This is a genomic window from Mycobacterium sp. KBS0706 (genome assembly GCF_005938675.2).
In the GTDB taxonomy this organism is placed as follows: Bacteria; Pseudomonadota; Alphaproteobacteria; order DSM-16000; family Inquilinaceae; genus Inquilinus.
In genome coordinates this window covers 59,913-75,559 of record NZ_VCCH02000011.1, presented here as the reverse complement: position 1 = coordinate 75,559, position 15,647 = coordinate 59,913, and the positions used below count along the sequence as shown (strand labels likewise).

Genomic DNA, 15,647 nt, shown 5'->3' with positions numbered 1-15,647 from the left:
GCGGAATGGCGCGACCGCGCGATGAGGAGCATCGTTCATCCGAACGGGCGGGAAAACCCCCGGCAGCGGCCGGGCATGACCGATCAGAAAGGGAGGCGAACCCAATGAAGAAGCTTCTGTGTTCCGGTGCCACGATCGCTGCGCTGCTGACCGCCGGCCAGGCCATGGCCTGGAGCCTGAAGGAGGCGGCGGAGCCCTACAAGGGCACGACGATCAAGGCGATCTTCCTCGACCGGCCGGGCTATCGCGCCGCCATCCAGCTCCTGCCGCAGTTCGAGCAGGAGACCGGGATCAAGGTCGAATACGAGATCCTGCCCTATGAAAACAGCCGCGAGCGCGAAGTCCTTGATTTCACGGCCGGCGGCGAGATCGACGTGGTCCTGACCGACGTCGTCTGGATCGGCGAGTACGCCGACAGCGGCTGGCTGGTGCCGCTGAAGAAGTTCACCGACGACCCGGCCCTGGCCGACCCGGCGTTGAACCTGAAGGGCTTCTTCCCGATCCTGCTGGAAAGCTTCGGCACCTGGAACAAGGAGCTGTACGGCCTGCCCTTCGACAACTACTCGGGCTTGCTATTCTACAACAAATGCATGCTCAAGGATGCCGGCTTCGACAAGCCGCCGGCAACCTGGGACGAGCTGCTCAACACTTACGGGCCGAAGCTCACCCATGACGGCAAATACGCCTACGCCCTGCAGTCGCGCCGCGGCGAGACCCAGTCGGCCGACAGCTTCATGCGTGTGCTGTGGCCCTTTGGCGGGTCGCTGCTGAACGCCGACTTCAAGTCCAATCTCACCTCCGCGGAGTCGCAGAAGGGGCTGAAGTTCCGGCAGGATCTGATGAAGATCATGCCGCCGGGCATCGTCGACTACGACCATGCGGAATCGGTCAACGCGCTGGCCCAGGGGCAGGTGGCGATGATCACCGAATGGTCGTCCTTCTATTCGACCCTGGTCGACCCGGCGACGTCGAAGCTGGGTGACTGCTTGGGCGTCGCCACCGAGCCGAAGGGCGAGGCGGGGCTGAAGCCGGCGCTGGGCGGCTTCTCGCTCGGCGTCGCGTCGCAGGCCAGCGAGGCGGAGCAGAAGGCGTCCTGGCTGTTCATCCAGTGGGTGACCTCCGAGGCGATGGCCAAGCCCTATGTCGAGGCCGGCGGCGTCTCCGGCCGCACCGCGGTCTATGACGACGCGGCGATCAAGGCGAAATACGCCTTCGTCGAGCCGACGGTGGCGTCCTGGCAGGGCGGCGTGCCGTCCTTCCGCCCGCGCTTCCCGGAATGGCCGGCGATCTCCGAGATCGTCGCCGAGTTCGGCACCAAGATCATGCTGGGCGAGGAGACCACCGAATCCGGCGCCCAGAAGATCGGCGAGCGCATGGAGGCGGTGCTGCAGAAGGCCGGCTACTATGACGGCAAGAAAGAGAAGCTGCAGTAGGCTCTCAGCCTGAGAGGCCGGGGCCACCCCCTCACCCGGAATCGCGTCGCGATTTCGACCTCTCCCCGAGGGAGAGGTGAAAATTCCCTCTCCCTTGGGGAGAGGGAGGGACCCGCGGCGAAGCCGTGGGAGGGTGAGGGGGTGGGCACTGGCCCATCCGTTCGTCGATTTCGGAGACCATTCCATGCCCGACAGCCTGGGCGCCCTGGCGGAAGGGGCACTGGACGAGATCCGCGGCGTCTTCGGCCGGCTCGCCCCCGGCGCGATTGATCCGGTGCTCGACGCCCTGGCCGGCGCCGGCCGGGTGATCTGCCACGGCGTCGGCCGCGAGGGGCTGATGATGCGGGCGCTGGCCATGCGCCTGTATCATCTCGGCCTGGACGCCCATGTCGTCGGCGACATGTCGGCGCCACCGGTCGGGCCGGGCGACCTGCTGGTGGTCAGCGCCGGGCCGGGCGGCTTCGCCACCATCGACGGGCTGATGCGCATCGCCCGCGACGCCGGGGCGCGCACCCTGCTGTTCACCGCCCAGCCCGAGGGCAGCGCCGCAAGCCTGGCCGACACCGTCTTCGTGCTGCCGGCCCAGACCATGGCCAATGACACCGGTCCCACCGTCGCCTCCGTGCTGCCGATGGGCAGCCTGTACGAGGGGGCGCAGTTCCTGCTGTTCGAGCTGGTCGTGCTCCGGCTGCGCGACCGGCTCGGCGTCGCGCCCGAGGCGATGCGGGCGCGGCACACCAATCTCGAGTAGACTTTATGGCGCACCGTCTCGACAGCCGCTGGACCCCGGTCTGGTTCCTCGCCCCGGCCGTGATCGCCCTGTTCGCGATCGGCATCTTCCCGACGCTGTACGCGCTGTGGAACTCGCTGCACCAGGTGATCCTGCCGAAGATCCCGCGCGAGGGAACGCCCTTCGTCGGTCTCGGCAACTACCTGTCGGTGCTGACCGACCCGACCTTCTGGGATGCGTTGGGCCGCACGCTGGTGTTCCTGGCCATCGTGCTGCCGGCGGAACTGCTGCTGGGCCTCGCCGTGGCGTTGCTGCTGCACAAGCCGGGGCTGCCGCTGCTCAAGACGCTGGCACGGCTCAGCCTGGTGATCCCGATGGCCACCACCTATGCCGTGGTCGGGCTGATCGGCCGGCTGATCTTCAACCGCGACTTCGGCGTGGTGAACTGGTTCCTCGGCCTGGTCGGGATCGGCCCGGTCGAATGGCTGGGCGACCCGACCTTCGCCTTCGTCTCGATCGCGCTGATGGACATCTGGCAGTGGACGCCGTTCTGCGCCCTGGTGCTGCTGGCCGGGCTGACCATGGTGCCGCCGGAGATCGAGGAGGCGGCGCGGCTGGAGACGCGGCGGTTCCGCCACATCCTGCGCCATGTCCAGCTGCCCTTCCTGCTGCCTGGCATCACCGCCATCCTGATTCTGCGCACGGCCGACACGCTGAAGCTGTTCGACATGATCTTCACCCTGACCCGCGGCGGGCCGGGTGCTGCGACCGAGCTGATCTCGATCACCATCCAGCGCATCGGCTTCCGGGTCTTCGACCAGGGCGTCGCCTCGGCCCAGGCGATCCTGCTGCTGGTCCTCACCATCGTGCTGTCGCGGATGTATATCCGTCTCGTGTACCAGGAAGTGGAATGATGGCAGGAGGTCGAGTGATGGTCGCCTCGACGGCAGCGGCGCGGGCGGATGCGCGGCCGGCCAAGGCCCGCGTCCGGGTCTCGCCCTGGCATGCGATCGCGCTGATCGCGATCGCGCTGGTCTGCGTCTTCCCGTTCTACTGGATGGTGACGACCAGCCTGAAGGACCAGGCGGTGGCGCTGGCCTCCCCGCCGGTCTGGCTGTTCGAGCCGACGCTGGACCACTACCGCATGGTGCTGGGCCCGAAGGATGTCGGCCCCAGCCTGCTGAACTCGATCATCGTCGCGGTCTCGACCACGGCGCTGGCGATCCTGCTGGGCACCCCGGCCGCCTATGCCCTGGCGCGGTTCGAGTTCCGCGGCAAGTCCGACCTGTGGTTCTGGTTCATCACCAACCGCATGGTCAGCCCGATCGTGCTGGCCCTGCCGATCTTCCTGTTGGCCCGCAACCTGAACCTGATCGACACCCATCTGGTGCTGATCCTCTTGTACCTGACCTTCAACCTGCCGATCGTGGTGTGGATCTGCGCCGACCAGTTCCGCGGCATCCCGCGCGACCTGGACGATGCGGCGCGAATCGACGGCGCCTCGCGCTTCACCGTGTTCTGGCGCATCGCCCTGCCGCTGGCGGCGCCGGGCGTCGCCGTCTCGGCGATCTTCTCCTTCATCTTCTCCTGGAACGAGCTGCTCTACGCCCTTGTCCTGACGCGCAGCGCCAGCCGCACCGCGCCGGTGGCGGCGACCAGCTTCATGAGCGGCTACGACCTGCCCTGGGGCCAGATCATGGCCACCGGCACGCTGATCGTGCTGCCGGTGATCGTCTTCGCTCTGATCGTGTCGCGCCAGCTGGTGCGCGGCCTGACCATGGGGGCGGTGAAGTAGGGAAGGTACTCACCTTGTCGTCATTCCCCGCGAAAGCTGGAATCTCTATCCGATCGGGTCGCGAAGAGATCCCCGCTTTCGCGGGATGACGTCAGAATTGGAACGGAGAAGCGTTCAGTTCTTCCCCGGCCTGTAGAACTCGGCGTCGTCCGGGCCGATCCGTTCCGGGCGCCACCAGCGGGCCGGCTGGAAGGTCTTCTCGATGCCGTCGGCCACGCCGAGGGTCAGGGCGAACAGCGCCATGCGCACCGGCACGCCGTTGTCGGTCTGGCGGAAGATCGCCAGCCGCGGATCGGTGTTCAGGTCCTGCGCCAGGTCGTTGGCGCCCGGTCGGCTGTCGCGCGGCAGCGGGTGCATCACCACCGTGTGCGGCGTGCCATGGGCGTTGAGCATGCCGAGGCTGATCTGGAAGTCGGGGGCGAAGTCGGCCGACAACTCGCCCTCGGCGAAACGCTCCTTCTGCACCCGCGTGGCATAGATCAGGTCGGCCTTGGACACGCCGCGCGTCACCTCGTCATGCTCCTCGACCGTGTGGCCGCGGCTGCGGGCATGCTCCACCAGCTCCGCCGGCATGCGCAGCGGCTCGGGCGAGACCAGGCTCAGGGTGAGGCCCTGGTAGAGCGACAGGATGTGGATCAGCGAATGCACGGTGCGGCCGTATTTCAGGTCGCCGACCAGGGCGATGCGGGCACCGTCGACCGGCCGGCCGATGCGCGCGAACTCCTTCTCGATGGTGTAGATGTCCAGCAGCGCCTGGGTCGGATGCTCGCCGGCGCCGTTGCCGCCGTTGATCACCGGGATGTGCGTCGCGGCGGCGAATTCGTGGATCGCCCGCTCCTCCGGATGGCGCATCACCACCGCGTCGACATAGCCGGCGACCACTCGGGCGGTGTCGTAGATCGACTCGCCCTTGGCGATCGAGGAGAAGGTGAAGCCGGTGGTGTTGACCACGGCGCCGCCGAGGCGCTGGAAGGCGGCCTCGAAGCTGAGCCGGGTGCGGGTCGAGGCCTCGAAGAACAGGCTGCCCAGCACCGCTCCCTCCAGCACCCGCGTGGTGGCGCGGCCTTGGGCCACCGGGGCCAGCAGGTCGGCGACGCGGAACACCGCGGCGAGCGAGTCGAGGGTCAGCTCGCGCGTCGAGAGGAAGTGCCTGCCTTGGAAATCCATGGTGTCAGCCCGCGATCCGGAGAGAGGCGGCGCGCTCGGCGCCGATGCGGAGCCGAGTCATCTCAGCCTTCGCGGTCTTCCGCAAGCCGTTCCGCCAGCTTCTCATCGGTGATCAGGACGTTGATGCAGCGGCGGCGCAGAGCGGCGCGGATGATCTCGAACTTGTAGCTGCCGCCCGAGGCCAGGACCACGGTCGGGATCCGGGCCAGGTCGTCGAGCGACAGCGCCACCATGCGCTGGTTCAGCGGGTGGTCGACCGGCCGGCCCTCGGCGTCCAGCCAGTTGCCCAGCACGTCGCCGACGGCGCCAGCCGCGCGCAGCGCCGCGACCTCGCGGTCGACGACGCCGAGCGCCAGCATCAGATTGTGGTCCGAGACATTGCCGACGCTGATCAGCGCCATGTCGGCCGATTTCGCCTTGTCATAGATCTCGCGCAGCACGCCGCGGGCCAGCAGGCCGTCGCGCTGGGCCTCGTCATCGGCATAGACCGGGGCGGCGAGGTAGAAACGGTCGGCGTCATGCAGGTCGGCGAAGCGAGAGACGATCTCGAAGGTGTTCTCGCCCGAGCCGCGCGTCATGCTGCCGATCAGCGACACCACCGACAGGTCGGTCATCCGCCGCCGCCGGATCGACTGCAGCCCCAGCCGCAGGGTCAGGCCCCAGCCGATGCCGACCAGCATGCCGTCATGCACGGCGTTGTCGACATAGCCGCCGAGGGCGACGCCGATGGCGGCGCGGATCTTGTCCTCGTCGCGCGGCGTCGGCACCACCACGGCGTCGCGCAGCCCGTAGCGGCGGATCAGCGCCCGCTCCAGCGCCACGCAGGAGGCGAGGGGGGATTGGATACGGATCTGGATCACCCCCGCCTCGCGGCAGATCTGCAGGATCCGATTGACCCGGAGGCGGGTCAGCCCAAGCCGCTCGGCGATCTCGGCCTGGGTCAGGCCCTCGACGAAATAGGCCCAGGCGATGCGGATCTGCTGCTGCTGCTCGGGGTCGACCGGGATCTCGGCCGAATCCGTCTTCGGCACCCGCGGACGGGCTTTCGCGGTCTCCAGGCGGCGGCGCGTCTCGCTCATTCGGTGTCCCGTCCGGCGTTTCCCGGTCGCCATGGTGCGGGCAGGACCGGTCCGCTGCAAGCGGTCCCGCACCGGCCGCGCAAACGGAACGGGCCGCGCCGGTGTCCCGGTGCGGCCCGCGGCCTTTGCGATGATCGAACCATACCAAATCCGGCCACGGCCGACCAGCCGAGAAGCGGCAGGCCAGTCCGGCGGAGGCACGGGCTTGCCGCCGCAGGCGCGTCCGCCATCTCAGGGGGCGTGCGGCAGCAAGGGGGCAGGCGGATGCTCAAAGGCGATCTGACGCGGCTGATCCGGATCCTGGGGATGCTCGGTTCCGACCATGACGGGGAGCGGGCGGCCGCGGCCCTGGCGGCAGACAAGCTGGTGCGCGGCGGCGGCTGGAGCTGGTGGGACCTGCTGGCGCCGGCCCGGGTGTCGCGTCCGGTCCGGTCGCAATGGATGGATCCGTTCACCGACCGGCTCGCCGCGGCGGATTCACGGATGCGGCAGCTGCGCAGCGAGAACGCCCGGCTGCAGGAGGAGATCAAGCGGCTGAAGCGGCGGCTCGACCTGCGCACCCGGCCGTTCCACCCGGCCGATCGCTACGACGTCGCTTCCCCGCATCAGAGTTCACGAACAATTCACGATGGCCGTCAATGATGGCGCTGCCGGGGGTGAGCCGGATCAGCCAGGGGTGGTCGCATGTGTGGGGAAATATCCAGTTATTATGATCTCTTTTTGGCTCCATTGGCGGAGCGGTATTTGCAGAAGCTCGACGTCGCCCTCGACCATTGGGAAGTCCACTTCCTGCGCCGTGGGTATGACTTCCTGCGCCGCGACATTCCCGAAGGCGCCATTTCCGCGCTGAACTATCTCGAGCTGCCGGCCGATCGCCGGGCGGCGGTGTTCACCGGTCCCATGCCGGTCACCCCGCTGACCGGCCGCGAGGTGGAGGAGATCCGCCGCGGGCTCGGCCACGTCATCGCCATGGAGGAAAAGCGGGTGGTGGTCTCCGTGCCGTCGGCCGCGGCGTCCGACCGGATGCCGATGGCGCTGTTTGGTTAGACCTCGACCAGAGCCTTGATCACCCCGGCCTCCGGACGGCTCCAGCCCGGCACCAGATTCGGCACCTCGGCCAGGCCGCCGCGATGGCTGGCCAGCGCCGCGGTCGGCACATGCCCGGCCCGCATCGATGCCAGCACATGCTCGAAATCCTCGCGCGTGGCGTTGCGGCTGGCCAGGAGCGTGGTCTCGCGCTTGTGGAATTCGGGGTCGGAGAAGCCGATCTCGCCGAGGACGATGCCCAGCAGCACATAGGCGCCGGCATGGGCGACGTAGGAGAAGCCCTTGCGCATCGCCGCCGGGCTGCCGGTGGCGTCGACCACGAGGTCGAAGAAATCGCCGTCGGTCGCCTGCTTCAGCCGGTGGTCGATGTCGCCGCCGCCCTCGAACACCGCATCGGCCCGCAGCACGTCGCGGCTGAAGGCGAGGCGGCCCGGATTCAGGTCCAGCACGCTGACATGGGCACCGCGCAGCTTGGCGAAGATGGTCGCGGCGATGCCGATCGGCCCGGCGCCGACCACCAGCACCCGGTCGCCGGCGCCCGGCGCGCCCCGGCGGATGCCATGGGCGCCGATCGCCAGGAACTCGACCATCGCCGCCTGGTCCAGGCTCAAGCCCTCGGCCGGCACGACGTTCTGCTCCGGCACCGACAGGAATTCGCACAGGCCGCCGTCGCGATGCACGCCCAGCACCGACAGGCTTTTGCAGCAATTGGTGCGGCCGCGCCGGCAGGCGCCGCAGCTGCCGCAATGCAGATAGGGCTGGATGGCGACGACCTGGCCCGGGCGGAAGGCGCTGCCGGCATCGGCCTCGACCACCTCGGCGCCGAGTTCGTGCCCGATGACCCGCGGATACTCGAAATAGGGTTGGTTGCCCTTGTAGATGTGATAGTCGGTGCCGCAGATGCCGACCCGGCGGATCCGCACCAGCACCTCGCCCGGGCGGCGCTGCGGCTCCGGCCGGTCGATCAGGCGCAGGGTCTCGGGCTTCTCGCAGAGGATCGCTTTCATCGTCGGTCCGTATCGGCTTCGCGGCGGATGGTCCCAAATTGATCGGACATATCGCGATTGTCGAGCGCGTTTGACTGGAAAGCCGAGCCGGATCTGGGACAGACTGCCGCCCGAGTCCCAAGAGGCCGCCCAGGGCCGATCATCCGAGGGAAGCCAGGAGTGCAGAGAGTCGCCGAGGCGGCGCGCAGCGGAGATGCCCCGCCGGCCATCGCGTTTTCCGGGATTTCGGTCGCCTACCCGCTGAAGGGCGGCGGGCGCTACGTCGCGCTGGGCGAGACCGACCTAGTGGTGGCCGACGGCGAGTTCACCGCCATTGTCGGCCCGACCGGCTGCGGCAAGTCGACCCTGTTGAACGTCGCCGCCGGGCTGGTGCCGGCGGCGTCCGGCGGCTGCACCGTGTTCGGCCGCTCCCTGCAGGGGCTGAACCGCGACGCCGGCTACCTGTTCCAGGCCGACTCCCTGATGCCGTGGAAGACCGCGCGCGACAATGTCGCCGTCGGCCTCTCGGTGCGCGGCGTGGCGATGGCGGAGGCGCGGGACCGGGCGCAGGCCTGGCTGACGCGGGTCGGCCTCGCCTCGATGGGCGACCGCTATCCGCACCAGCTGTCCGGCGGCCAGAAGAAGCGCGTCGCCCTGGCCCAGATGCTGATCCTGGAGCCGAAGCTGCTGCTGATGGACGAGCCCTTCGGCCCGCTCGACGCCCAGACCCGGATCGTGATGGGCGACCTGCTGCTGTCGCTGTGGTCGGCCGAGCGCAAGGCCGTGCTGTTCGTGACCCACGATTTGGAGGAGGCGATCGCCCTGGCCGACCGGGTGGTGGTGCTGTCCGCCGGGCCGCAGGCGCGGATCATCGCCGACCACCGGGTCGGGCTGCCCCGGCCGCGCGAGCTGGCCGAATCCCGGCACGACCCCGAATTCGTGGCGCTGCACCGGGCGATCTGGGCGGCGCTGAAGGACGAGGTGATGAAGGCCTATGGCGATGTCGTCTGAGGGGCGTTCCGCAGGCCGGGGCCGCATCCTGTTCTGGCAGATCGCGGTCGCGGTGATCTGCCTCCTGGCCTGGCACGTGCTGACAGCGACGAAGATCCTCGACCCGTTCTTCTTCGCCACGCCGCTCGGCGTGATCGAGCGGACCTGGAAGGACTTCGCCTCGGGCGTGATCTGGCGCCATCTCGGCGTCACCCTGCTGGAGACAGTGCTGGCCTTCGCCATCGGCTCGCTCGGCGGCACGGCACTCGGCTTCTGGTTCGCCCGGCGGGCCATGGCGGCGGCGGTGTTCGACCCTTACATCAAGGCCGCCAACGCGCTGCCGCGGGTGGTGCTGGCACCGATCTTCGCTCTGTGGTTCGGCCTCGGCATCTGGTCGAAGGTGGCGCTGGGCGTCACGCTGGTGTTCTTCATCGTCTTCTTCAACGTCTACCAGGGCGTGCGCGAGGTCAGCCCGACCGTGCTGGCCAACGCCCGTATGCTGGGCATGAACGATCGACAGCTGCTGCGCCATGTCTACATGCCCTCGGCGCTGTCCTGGGTGTTCTCCAGCCTGCACACCTCGGTTGGCTTCGCCCTGGTCGGCGCCGTGGTCGGCGAATATCTCGGCGCCACCGCCGGGCTCGGCTACCGCATCGCCCAGGCCGAGGGCGTGTTCGACGTGGTCGGGGTGTTCTCCGGCATGCTGGTGCTGTCGGCCTTCGTGGTGGCGATCGATGCTTTCGTCTCGGTGATCGAGCGGCGGCTCCTGGTGTGGCGGCCCGACAGCGCGGCCGCAGCCTCGGCCCAAGGATAGGAGGAAACGGATGAAGACCCTGCTGCGCGGGATGGCCCTCGTTCTCGGCCTGGCGCTCGCTGTGCCGGCCATGGCGGCGCCGGAGAAGACGCATGTCAATATCGGCGTCGGCGGCAAGCCGCTCTTGTACTACCTGCCGCTGACCGTGGCCGAGAAGAAGGGCTTCTTCCAGGAGGAGGGGCTGGAGGTCGAGATCAGCGACTTCGCCGGCGGCGCCAAGAGCCTGCAGGCGATGATGGGCGGGTCGACCGACGTCACCACCGGCGCCTATGAGCACACCATCCTGATGCAGGCCAAGGGCCAGGACATCCGGGCGATGGTCGAGCTCGGCCGCTTCCCCGGCATCGTGCTGGTGGTGCGGCAGTCGCTCGCCGGGGAGATCAAGTCGGTGGCCGACCTCAAGGGCCGCAAGATCGGCGTCACCGCCCCCGGCTCCTCGACCAACTTCTTCGTCAATGCGCTGCTGGCCAAGGAAGGGCTGACGCCGGACGACGTGTCCTTCGTCTCGGTCGGCGGCGGCCCCAGCGCGGTGGCGGCGATGCAGCATGGCGAGATCGACGCCATGGCCAATCTCGACCCGGTGATCTCCAAGCTGCAGTCCAGCGGCGCCGCCACCGTCCTGGTCGACACCCGGACGGAGGAGGGGGTGAAGGCGGTGTTCGGCGGCCCGGTGCCGGCCGCGGTGCTCTACGCCAAGGAGGACTTCATCGAGGACAATCCGGAGACGGCGCAGGCGCTGGTCAACGCCTTCATGAAGTCGCTGCGCTGGCTGGCCACGGCGACGCCGGAGGATGTGGCCGCGGTGGTGCCGGAGGAATACCTGCTGGGCGACCGCGACCTCTATGTCGCGGCGGTGAAGGCCTCGCTGCCGATGTATTCCCGCGACGGGCTGATCAAGCCGGAGGGCATGCAGACCGCGCTCGATATCCTGCACCGCTTCAGCCCGGAGCTGAAGGATGCGGCGATCGACCTGACCAAGACCTGGGACCCGCGCTTTGCCGAGAAGGCGCAGGCGATCAAGTAGCTCTATCGGAGCGGAGCCCGCCGATGCGTTTTCTGGTCCTGAGCATAGCGGTGCTGGTCGCGACGGAAGCTCATGCGGAGGGCTTCGCCGTTCACGACCTTTCGACCGTGGCGGACGACGCGAGCGCCGCGCTCGGGGCCGGCTTCACCCACAAGGCCGAGCCCGGGCGCATCACGCTGTTCTGTGCCGACTGCAAGGGCGAGCCGATGATCGACATCAAGATCGGCCGCCAGACCGACGGCACGGAGCAGCGCGTGCGCTCGGGCCAGACGTCGACGCTCGACCTGGAACGGCTCTGCCAGGCCAAGGACCCGGCCTGCAGCTTGACCGGGTTGAGCGTTTCCCCTGCGGTCGGCTGGATTACCAATTGGTCCATGGGGCCCATGATCGGCTCTACCGCCATCATTCTGCGCGATGGCGATCTCTTGACGATCCGGTCCGTTGCCGACGATGCGGATACCGCCCGACGCAATGCCGAGAAGATCGTGGAGACGGTGTCGCACAAGGTGATCGGCCGCTAGCTCGCGGTCCGGTCGGAACGCGAGCCGCCGCTGACCGCTGCGGGCACTGTGGCAACGGTCGCTTGACTCGATATTTCTCTCTGTAGTTAAATGTTTCCTATAGAGTGAAGGAGATGAGCGTGGCTGACTCCATTTCGCGCCCGGCGCTGACGCCGAGCATCTTCTACAAGGACCCCAAGGCCGCACTCGACTGGCTGGAGCAGGCCTTCGGCTTCGAGCGCAGCATGGTCATCACCGACCAGGCCGGCAACATCGCCCATTCCGAGATGCGGGTCGGCGACGGCCTGATCTATGTCGGGTCCGAATGGACGGACACCGTCGCCAGCCCGGCCTCGGTCGGCGGCAAGAACACTCAGTCGATCCACGTCCACATCGATCATGGCATCGACGAGCATTGCGCCCGGGCGAAGGCGGCCGGGGCGGTGGTCCTGCAGGGCCCGTCCGACCAGTTCTATGGCGACCGCACCTACCGCGCGACCGACCCGGAAGGCCATGTCTGGGTCTTCGGCCAGACCGTCCGCAGCGTGTCGCGCGAAGAGGCGGAGCAGGCATCCGGGCTGAAGATCGAAGGCTGGATGTGAGGCCGGCCGCCGCTCTCGGCCGGACGGTCCTCGACCAGACCCTGGCGGCGCTTGCCGATCCGCATCGCCGGCGGGTGGTCGAGCTGCTGCGCGAGCGGCCGCGGCGGGCGGGGGAACTGGCGGAGGCGCTGGGGCTGAACCCCCCGGCGCTCAGCCGGCACCTGCGCACGCTGAAGGCGGGCGGGCTGGTCGAGGAGGCGCATCCGGACTTCGATGCCCGTGTCCGCATCTACAGCCTGAGGCCGGAACCGATGGCCGATCTGAAAGCCTGGCTGGCCGAGACCGAGCGGCTGTGGGTCGATCAGCTCGCCGCGTTCAAGGCACATCTGGAGCAATCCGAATGACCTCGCGCATCCTTGTCTCGCTGCGTGTCCCGGCGGCGCCGGAGCGGGCCTTCACCGCCTTCGTCCGGGGTATCGGCGAATGGTGGCGGCCGAACCCGCTGTTCCAGTTCAGCCCCGGTGCGCCCGGAACGCTGGGGTTCGAGCCCGGGCTCGGCGGCCGGTTCACCGAGACCTATCCGGACGGACGCATCTTCGAGATCGGCCGGATCTCGGTGTGGGAGCCGGGCAGCCGCCTGGCCTTCTCCTGGCGGCAAGCCAGCTTCGCGCCCGATCAGGCCACCGAGGTCGAGGTCCGGTTCGAGCCGGTCGGTGATGGGACCCGCGTTACCGTCGAACATCGCGGCTGGGACAGCGTGCCCCAGGAGCATGTCGCCCGGCACCGCTTCCCCGACCCGGTGTTCCTGCAGCGGCACGGCGAATGGTGGCAGGCCCTTCTCGGGACCTATCGAACGGCAGCCCGGCTCGACGAGTAGGGGCGATCCCCGACTCTCTGGTCAGCCCTGCGCCGCCGCGATTTTCTGCCGGATCTCCTCGGCGAAGGTCGCGGCCTGGATCGGCTTCTGGATGTAGGAGGAGCCGCCGGCGGTCAACGCCTGGTCGATCAGGCTCATGTCGCGGGTGGCGCTGATCATGATCACCGGCAGGTCGCCGTAGCCGCCGTGGCCGCGGATCAGCGAGCACAGCTCGGTGCCCGAAACCTCCGGCATGACGATGTCGATCAGCACGGCGTCGAAGTCCTGTGCCGGCTTATCGTCGTCGAGATGCAGCGCGGCCATGGCCTCGGTGGCGCTGGCACAAGTCTCCACGACGGCGCCGCTGGCCCGCAGCATGGCTGCGGCGAATTCCAGGAACAGCTCGTCGTCATCGACGAGCAGGATCTTCATCGCGGTGGCCCGTTTCCTCACGGCTGCGAGGCCCGCCGGATCATGAGCGACGCCTTCCGCAAGGGTGAGGCCGGCGGCTTCCGACATGACGCATTTCCTGCTGCTGCTCCGCTTTCCGAGGCCGGCGTCCCTGATCGTGCCGGGGAGCGGCCCCTCCTTGCCAGGGACCAATTGCAGACAATCAATCTGCTGACAACTGGTCCCACGGTGGCTGGTGTGAACGTTACCATCGATCCATCTCCGGCGCTATGCGCCCCGGTGGACGGCGCGCACCGCGGCGACGAGGTCGCCGGCGGGCACGGCCTGGCCGAACAGGAAGCCCTGGCCCTGCTCGACGCCGAGCCGCCGCAGGATGTCGCATTGCGCCTGGCTCTCGACATACTCGGCGCAGAGCGAGACGCCGAACGTCTCGGCGAAGCGGGCGACGCCGTCGATCAGCCTTTCGCAGCGGGGATCGGTGGCCACGGTCTGCACGATCTCGCCGGCGATCTTGATGGCCGAGAAGGGTAGCCGCGACAGCGCCGCCAGATTGGCCTCGCCGCTGCCGAAATCGTCGAGCTCGAAGGTGATGCCGAGCCCGACCATGCGCTCAACCACCGCCTCGACCTCGGCCGGCATGCGGGTCAGGGCCCGCTCGACGATCTCGATCTGCAGCAGGCTCAGCGGCAGCCCGGCCTCGGTCATGCGGCCGAGCATGGCAGTGAACACGGCGTCGGACTGCATCACCGCGACCGGGATGTTGATCGAGATCGGCACCAGCGCGTTGTGCGGCAGTTGGATCAGCGTGTCGGCCAGCGAGTGCAGCAGCCACTCGGTGTATCTCAACGCCAGGTCGGGCCGGCGTTCGACCCAGGGGATGAAATGGCTCGGCGACAGCACGCCGAGGGTGGGGTGGTTCCAGCGGGCCAGCGCCTCGAACCCGGTCACCCGGCCGCTGACGAGGTTGACCCGCGGCTGGAACACCAGGCCGATCTGGCCTGACTGAAGCGCCGCCGGGATGTCGAACTCCACCGCCGAGATCGACATCGCGCGGCGCACCTCCGGCGTGGCGGCCGAGGCAATGCCGGTGGCGGATTGCTTGGCGTAATACATCGCCATGTCGGCCAGGCGCTTCAGCAGGGCCGGGTCGGATTCATGATCGGGACAGGTGGCGATGCCGATGCTGCAATAGATCGGCAGCCGGTAGCCGCGCAGCATCGCCGGCTCTTTCAGCGCCTTGGTGATCCGCCCGGCGGCGGCCGTTGCCGCGCCGGCATCCGCGGTGACGATGGCGCCGAATTCGTCGCCGCCCAGCCGGGCGACGAAGGCGTCGGTCGACAGGGCCCGGCGCAGCCGGCTGCCGACGATGGCCAGCAGCAGGTCGCCGAATTCGTGGCCGAGGGTATCGTTGACCTTCTTGAATTCGTCCAGGTCCATGAACAGGACCGAGACCGGAGATGCGGCATCGACCCCGCGGGCGAAGGTCTCGGCCAGCCGCTCGTCGAAGCAGCGGCGGTTGGGCAGGCCGGTCAGCGGGTCGCGATAGATCAGGTCCTGCACCTCGCGGTCGCGCCGGTCGCGTCGCAGCGCCATGGCGAACAGCCGGCCGACGGTCTGCCGCAGCGCGTCCGGCATCCCGTCCGGAGGCGACAGGCCGGCGAGCACCAGCGCGCCGGCGATCCGCCCGTCGTCGTCGGTCAGCGGCTCGGCGATCACACTCATGGACTCGTCGAGGAGGCCGGCGGCCGGCGCGTTGGTGAAAACGGCGACCCCCGGCGGCGGGCCGGCGGGGCCGACGCGGATCGTCCCCAGCGCGTCCGGCATCGGATCCTGCAGCCCGCTTTGCGCCAGGAGGGAGAGACTTGCACCGCTTTCGTCGAGCCGCAGAAAGGCAACGCCGGCCGGTGCGCACAGACGGACCATCCTGCCGGCCACGTCCCGCAGGATGGTCTCGATCGAATCGCCATCGACCAGGGCCTGCAGGGCGTCGCGTTCCAGCGCGACCAGGGAAGGAGAGGAGGAATCGTTCATCGAGCCAGGCCGGTCATCCCCGCAGGCAAGGCGGTCGGCACCACGTGGGAAAGCGGCGGGATGATCGAAAATCTGCCGCTCATGACGACCGCGTCTCCCGATCGGACAGATGGCCCGGCTGGGATTCCGGCCTTCCGCCGCTTTGAGCCGGAATCAGGCCGGAGGCGGAAGGCAAATGCAATATATACGATTTTAGTAAATCGCAACCTCCCTACTCTGTCCAGCCAAATGGCGCCGAGTCG

General features: G+C 68.5%; 18 protein-coding genes. 13 read left to right on the top strand and 5 right to left on the bottom strand.

The genetic code is table 11. The annotated features are described in order from the left end of the window. The first annotated feature begins 104 nt into the window (after positions 1-104). The 4 genes from FFK22_RS08265 to FFK22_RS08250 all read left to right on the top strand — a co-directional run bounded on the left by FFK22_RS08265 (position 105) and on the right by FFK22_RS08250 (position 3,958). Positions 105-1,433, top strand: a complete 1,329-nt coding sequence (locus FFK22_RS08265) for an ABC transporter substrate-binding protein (protein WP_138887270.1) — start codon at positions 105-107, stop codon at positions 1,431-1,433. Positions 1,434-1,617: 184 nt separating this feature from the next. Further along, positions 1,618-2,184, top strand: coding sequence for an SIS domain-containing protein (locus tag FFK22_RS08260; protein WP_138887271.1), 567 nt, complete (start codon positions 1,618-1,620; stop codon positions 2,182-2,184). Positions 2,185-2,189: 5 nt separating this feature from the next. Then, entirely contained in the window at positions 2,190-3,077 is an 888-nt protein-coding gene (locus tag FFK22_RS08255) for a carbohydrate ABC transporter permease (protein ID WP_138887272.1), read from the top strand. A gap of 17 nt (positions 3,078-3,094) precedes the next feature. Beyond that, positions 3,095-3,958 carry a carbohydrate ABC transporter permease gene (locus tag FFK22_RS08250; RefSeq protein WP_138887273.1) on the top strand — a complete coding sequence of 288 codons (864 nt, stop codon included), beginning with the start codon at positions 3,095-3,097 and terminating at the stop codon, positions 3,956-3,958. 114 nt (positions 3,959-4,072) lie between these two features. Here FFK22_RS08250 and pyrB read toward each other — a convergent pair whose 3' ends face one another. Next, complete coding sequence (gene pyrB, locus FFK22_RS08245; RefSeq protein WP_138887274.1) at positions 4,073-5,125, bottom strand: aspartate carbamoyltransferase; 1,053 nt, start codon at positions 5,123-5,125, stop codon at positions 4,073-4,075. 62 nt (positions 5,126-5,187) lie between these two features. Beyond that, positions 5,188-6,204 carry a sugar-binding transcriptional regulator gene (locus FFK22_RS08240; protein ID WP_186002369.1) on the bottom strand — a complete coding sequence of 339 codons (1,017 nt, stop codon included), beginning with the start codon at positions 6,202-6,204 and terminating at the stop codon, positions 5,188-5,190. A gap of 264 nt (positions 6,205-6,468) precedes the next feature. Between FFK22_RS08240 and FFK22_RS08235 the strand changes: the two genes are divergently transcribed. Together FFK22_RS08235 and FFK22_RS08230 are read left to right on the top strand one after the other, a co-directional pair. Then, positions 6,469-6,846, top strand: a complete 378-nt coding sequence (locus FFK22_RS08235; protein ID WP_138887276.1) for a hypothetical protein — start codon at positions 6,469-6,471, stop codon at positions 6,844-6,846. A 102-nt stretch (positions 6,847-6,948) separates the two neighbouring features. Continuing rightward, complete coding sequence (locus FFK22_RS08230) at positions 6,949-7,251, top strand: hypothetical protein (protein WP_138887277.1); 303 nt, start codon at positions 6,949-6,951, stop codon at positions 7,249-7,251. Here FFK22_RS08230 and FFK22_RS08225 read toward each other — a convergent pair. Next, the gene (locus FFK22_RS08225) at positions 7,248-8,258 is read right to left on the bottom strand and encodes a zinc-binding alcohol dehydrogenase family protein (RefSeq protein WP_138887278.1); all 1,011 of its coding nucleotides are present in this window, start codon (positions 8,256-8,258) and stop codon (positions 7,248-7,250) included. The genes FFK22_RS08230 and FFK22_RS08225 overlap by 4 nt on opposite strands. Before the next feature lie 159 nt (positions 8,259-8,417). On the opposite strand from FFK22_RS08225, the gene FFK22_RS08220 reads away from it, so the two are divergent. The 7 genes from FFK22_RS08220 (at position 8,418) to FFK22_RS08195 (ending at position 12,984) form a co-directional block, all read left to right on the top strand. Continuing rightward, entirely contained in the window at positions 8,418-9,248 is an 831-nt protein-coding gene (locus FFK22_RS08220) for an ABC transporter ATP-binding protein (RefSeq protein ID WP_138887279.1), read from the top strand. Next, complete coding sequence (locus tag FFK22_RS08215; protein ID WP_138887280.1) at positions 9,232-10,041, top strand: ABC transporter permease; 810 nt, start codon at positions 9,232-9,234, stop codon at positions 10,039-10,041. The genes FFK22_RS08220 and FFK22_RS08215 overlap by 17 nt, the downstream gene beginning before the upstream one ends. 10 nt (positions 10,042-10,051) lie before the next feature. Then, positions 10,052-11,065, top strand: coding sequence for an ABC transporter substrate-binding protein (locus FFK22_RS08210; RefSeq protein WP_138887281.1), 1,014 nt, complete (start codon positions 10,052-10,054; stop codon positions 11,063-11,065). 23 nt (positions 11,066-11,088) lie between these two features. Continuing rightward, positions 11,089-11,586, top strand: coding sequence for a hypothetical protein (locus FFK22_RS08205; RefSeq protein ID WP_138887282.1), 498 nt, complete (start codon positions 11,089-11,091; stop codon positions 11,584-11,586). Between the two features lie 119 nt (positions 11,587-11,705). Continuing rightward, complete coding sequence (locus FFK22_RS42795; RefSeq protein ID WP_306770084.1) at positions 11,706-12,167, top strand: VOC family protein; 462 nt, start codon at positions 11,706-11,708, stop codon at positions 12,165-12,167. After that, positions 12,164-12,511, top strand: a complete 348-nt coding sequence (locus tag FFK22_RS42790) for a helix-turn-helix transcriptional regulator (RefSeq protein ID WP_186002367.1) — start codon at positions 12,164-12,166, stop codon at positions 12,509-12,511. The genes FFK22_RS42795 and FFK22_RS42790 overlap by 4 nt, the downstream gene beginning before the upstream one ends. Continuing rightward, on the top strand, positions 12,508-12,984 hold the full coding sequence (locus FFK22_RS08195) for an SRPBCC family protein (protein WP_138887284.1): 477 nt from the start codon (positions 12,508-12,510) through the stop codon (positions 12,982-12,984). The genes FFK22_RS42790 and FFK22_RS08195 overlap by 4 nt, the downstream gene beginning before the upstream one ends. A gap of 21 nt (positions 12,985-13,005) precedes the next feature. Here FFK22_RS08195 and FFK22_RS08190 read toward each other — a convergent pair whose 3' ends face one another. Both FFK22_RS08190 and FFK22_RS08185 read right to left on the bottom strand, forming a co-directional pair. Beyond that, entirely contained in the window at positions 13,006-13,482 is a 477-nt protein-coding gene (locus FFK22_RS08190; protein ID WP_138887285.1) for a response regulator, read from the bottom strand. Positions 13,483-13,641: 159 nt separating this feature from the next. Further along, positions 13,642-15,405 carry a bifunctional diguanylate cyclase/phosphodiesterase gene (locus FFK22_RS08185; protein WP_138887286.1) on the bottom strand — a complete coding sequence of 588 codons (1,764 nt, stop codon included), beginning with the start codon at positions 15,403-15,405 and terminating at the stop codon, positions 13,642-13,644. Positions 15,406-15,647: the final 242 nt, after the last annotated feature.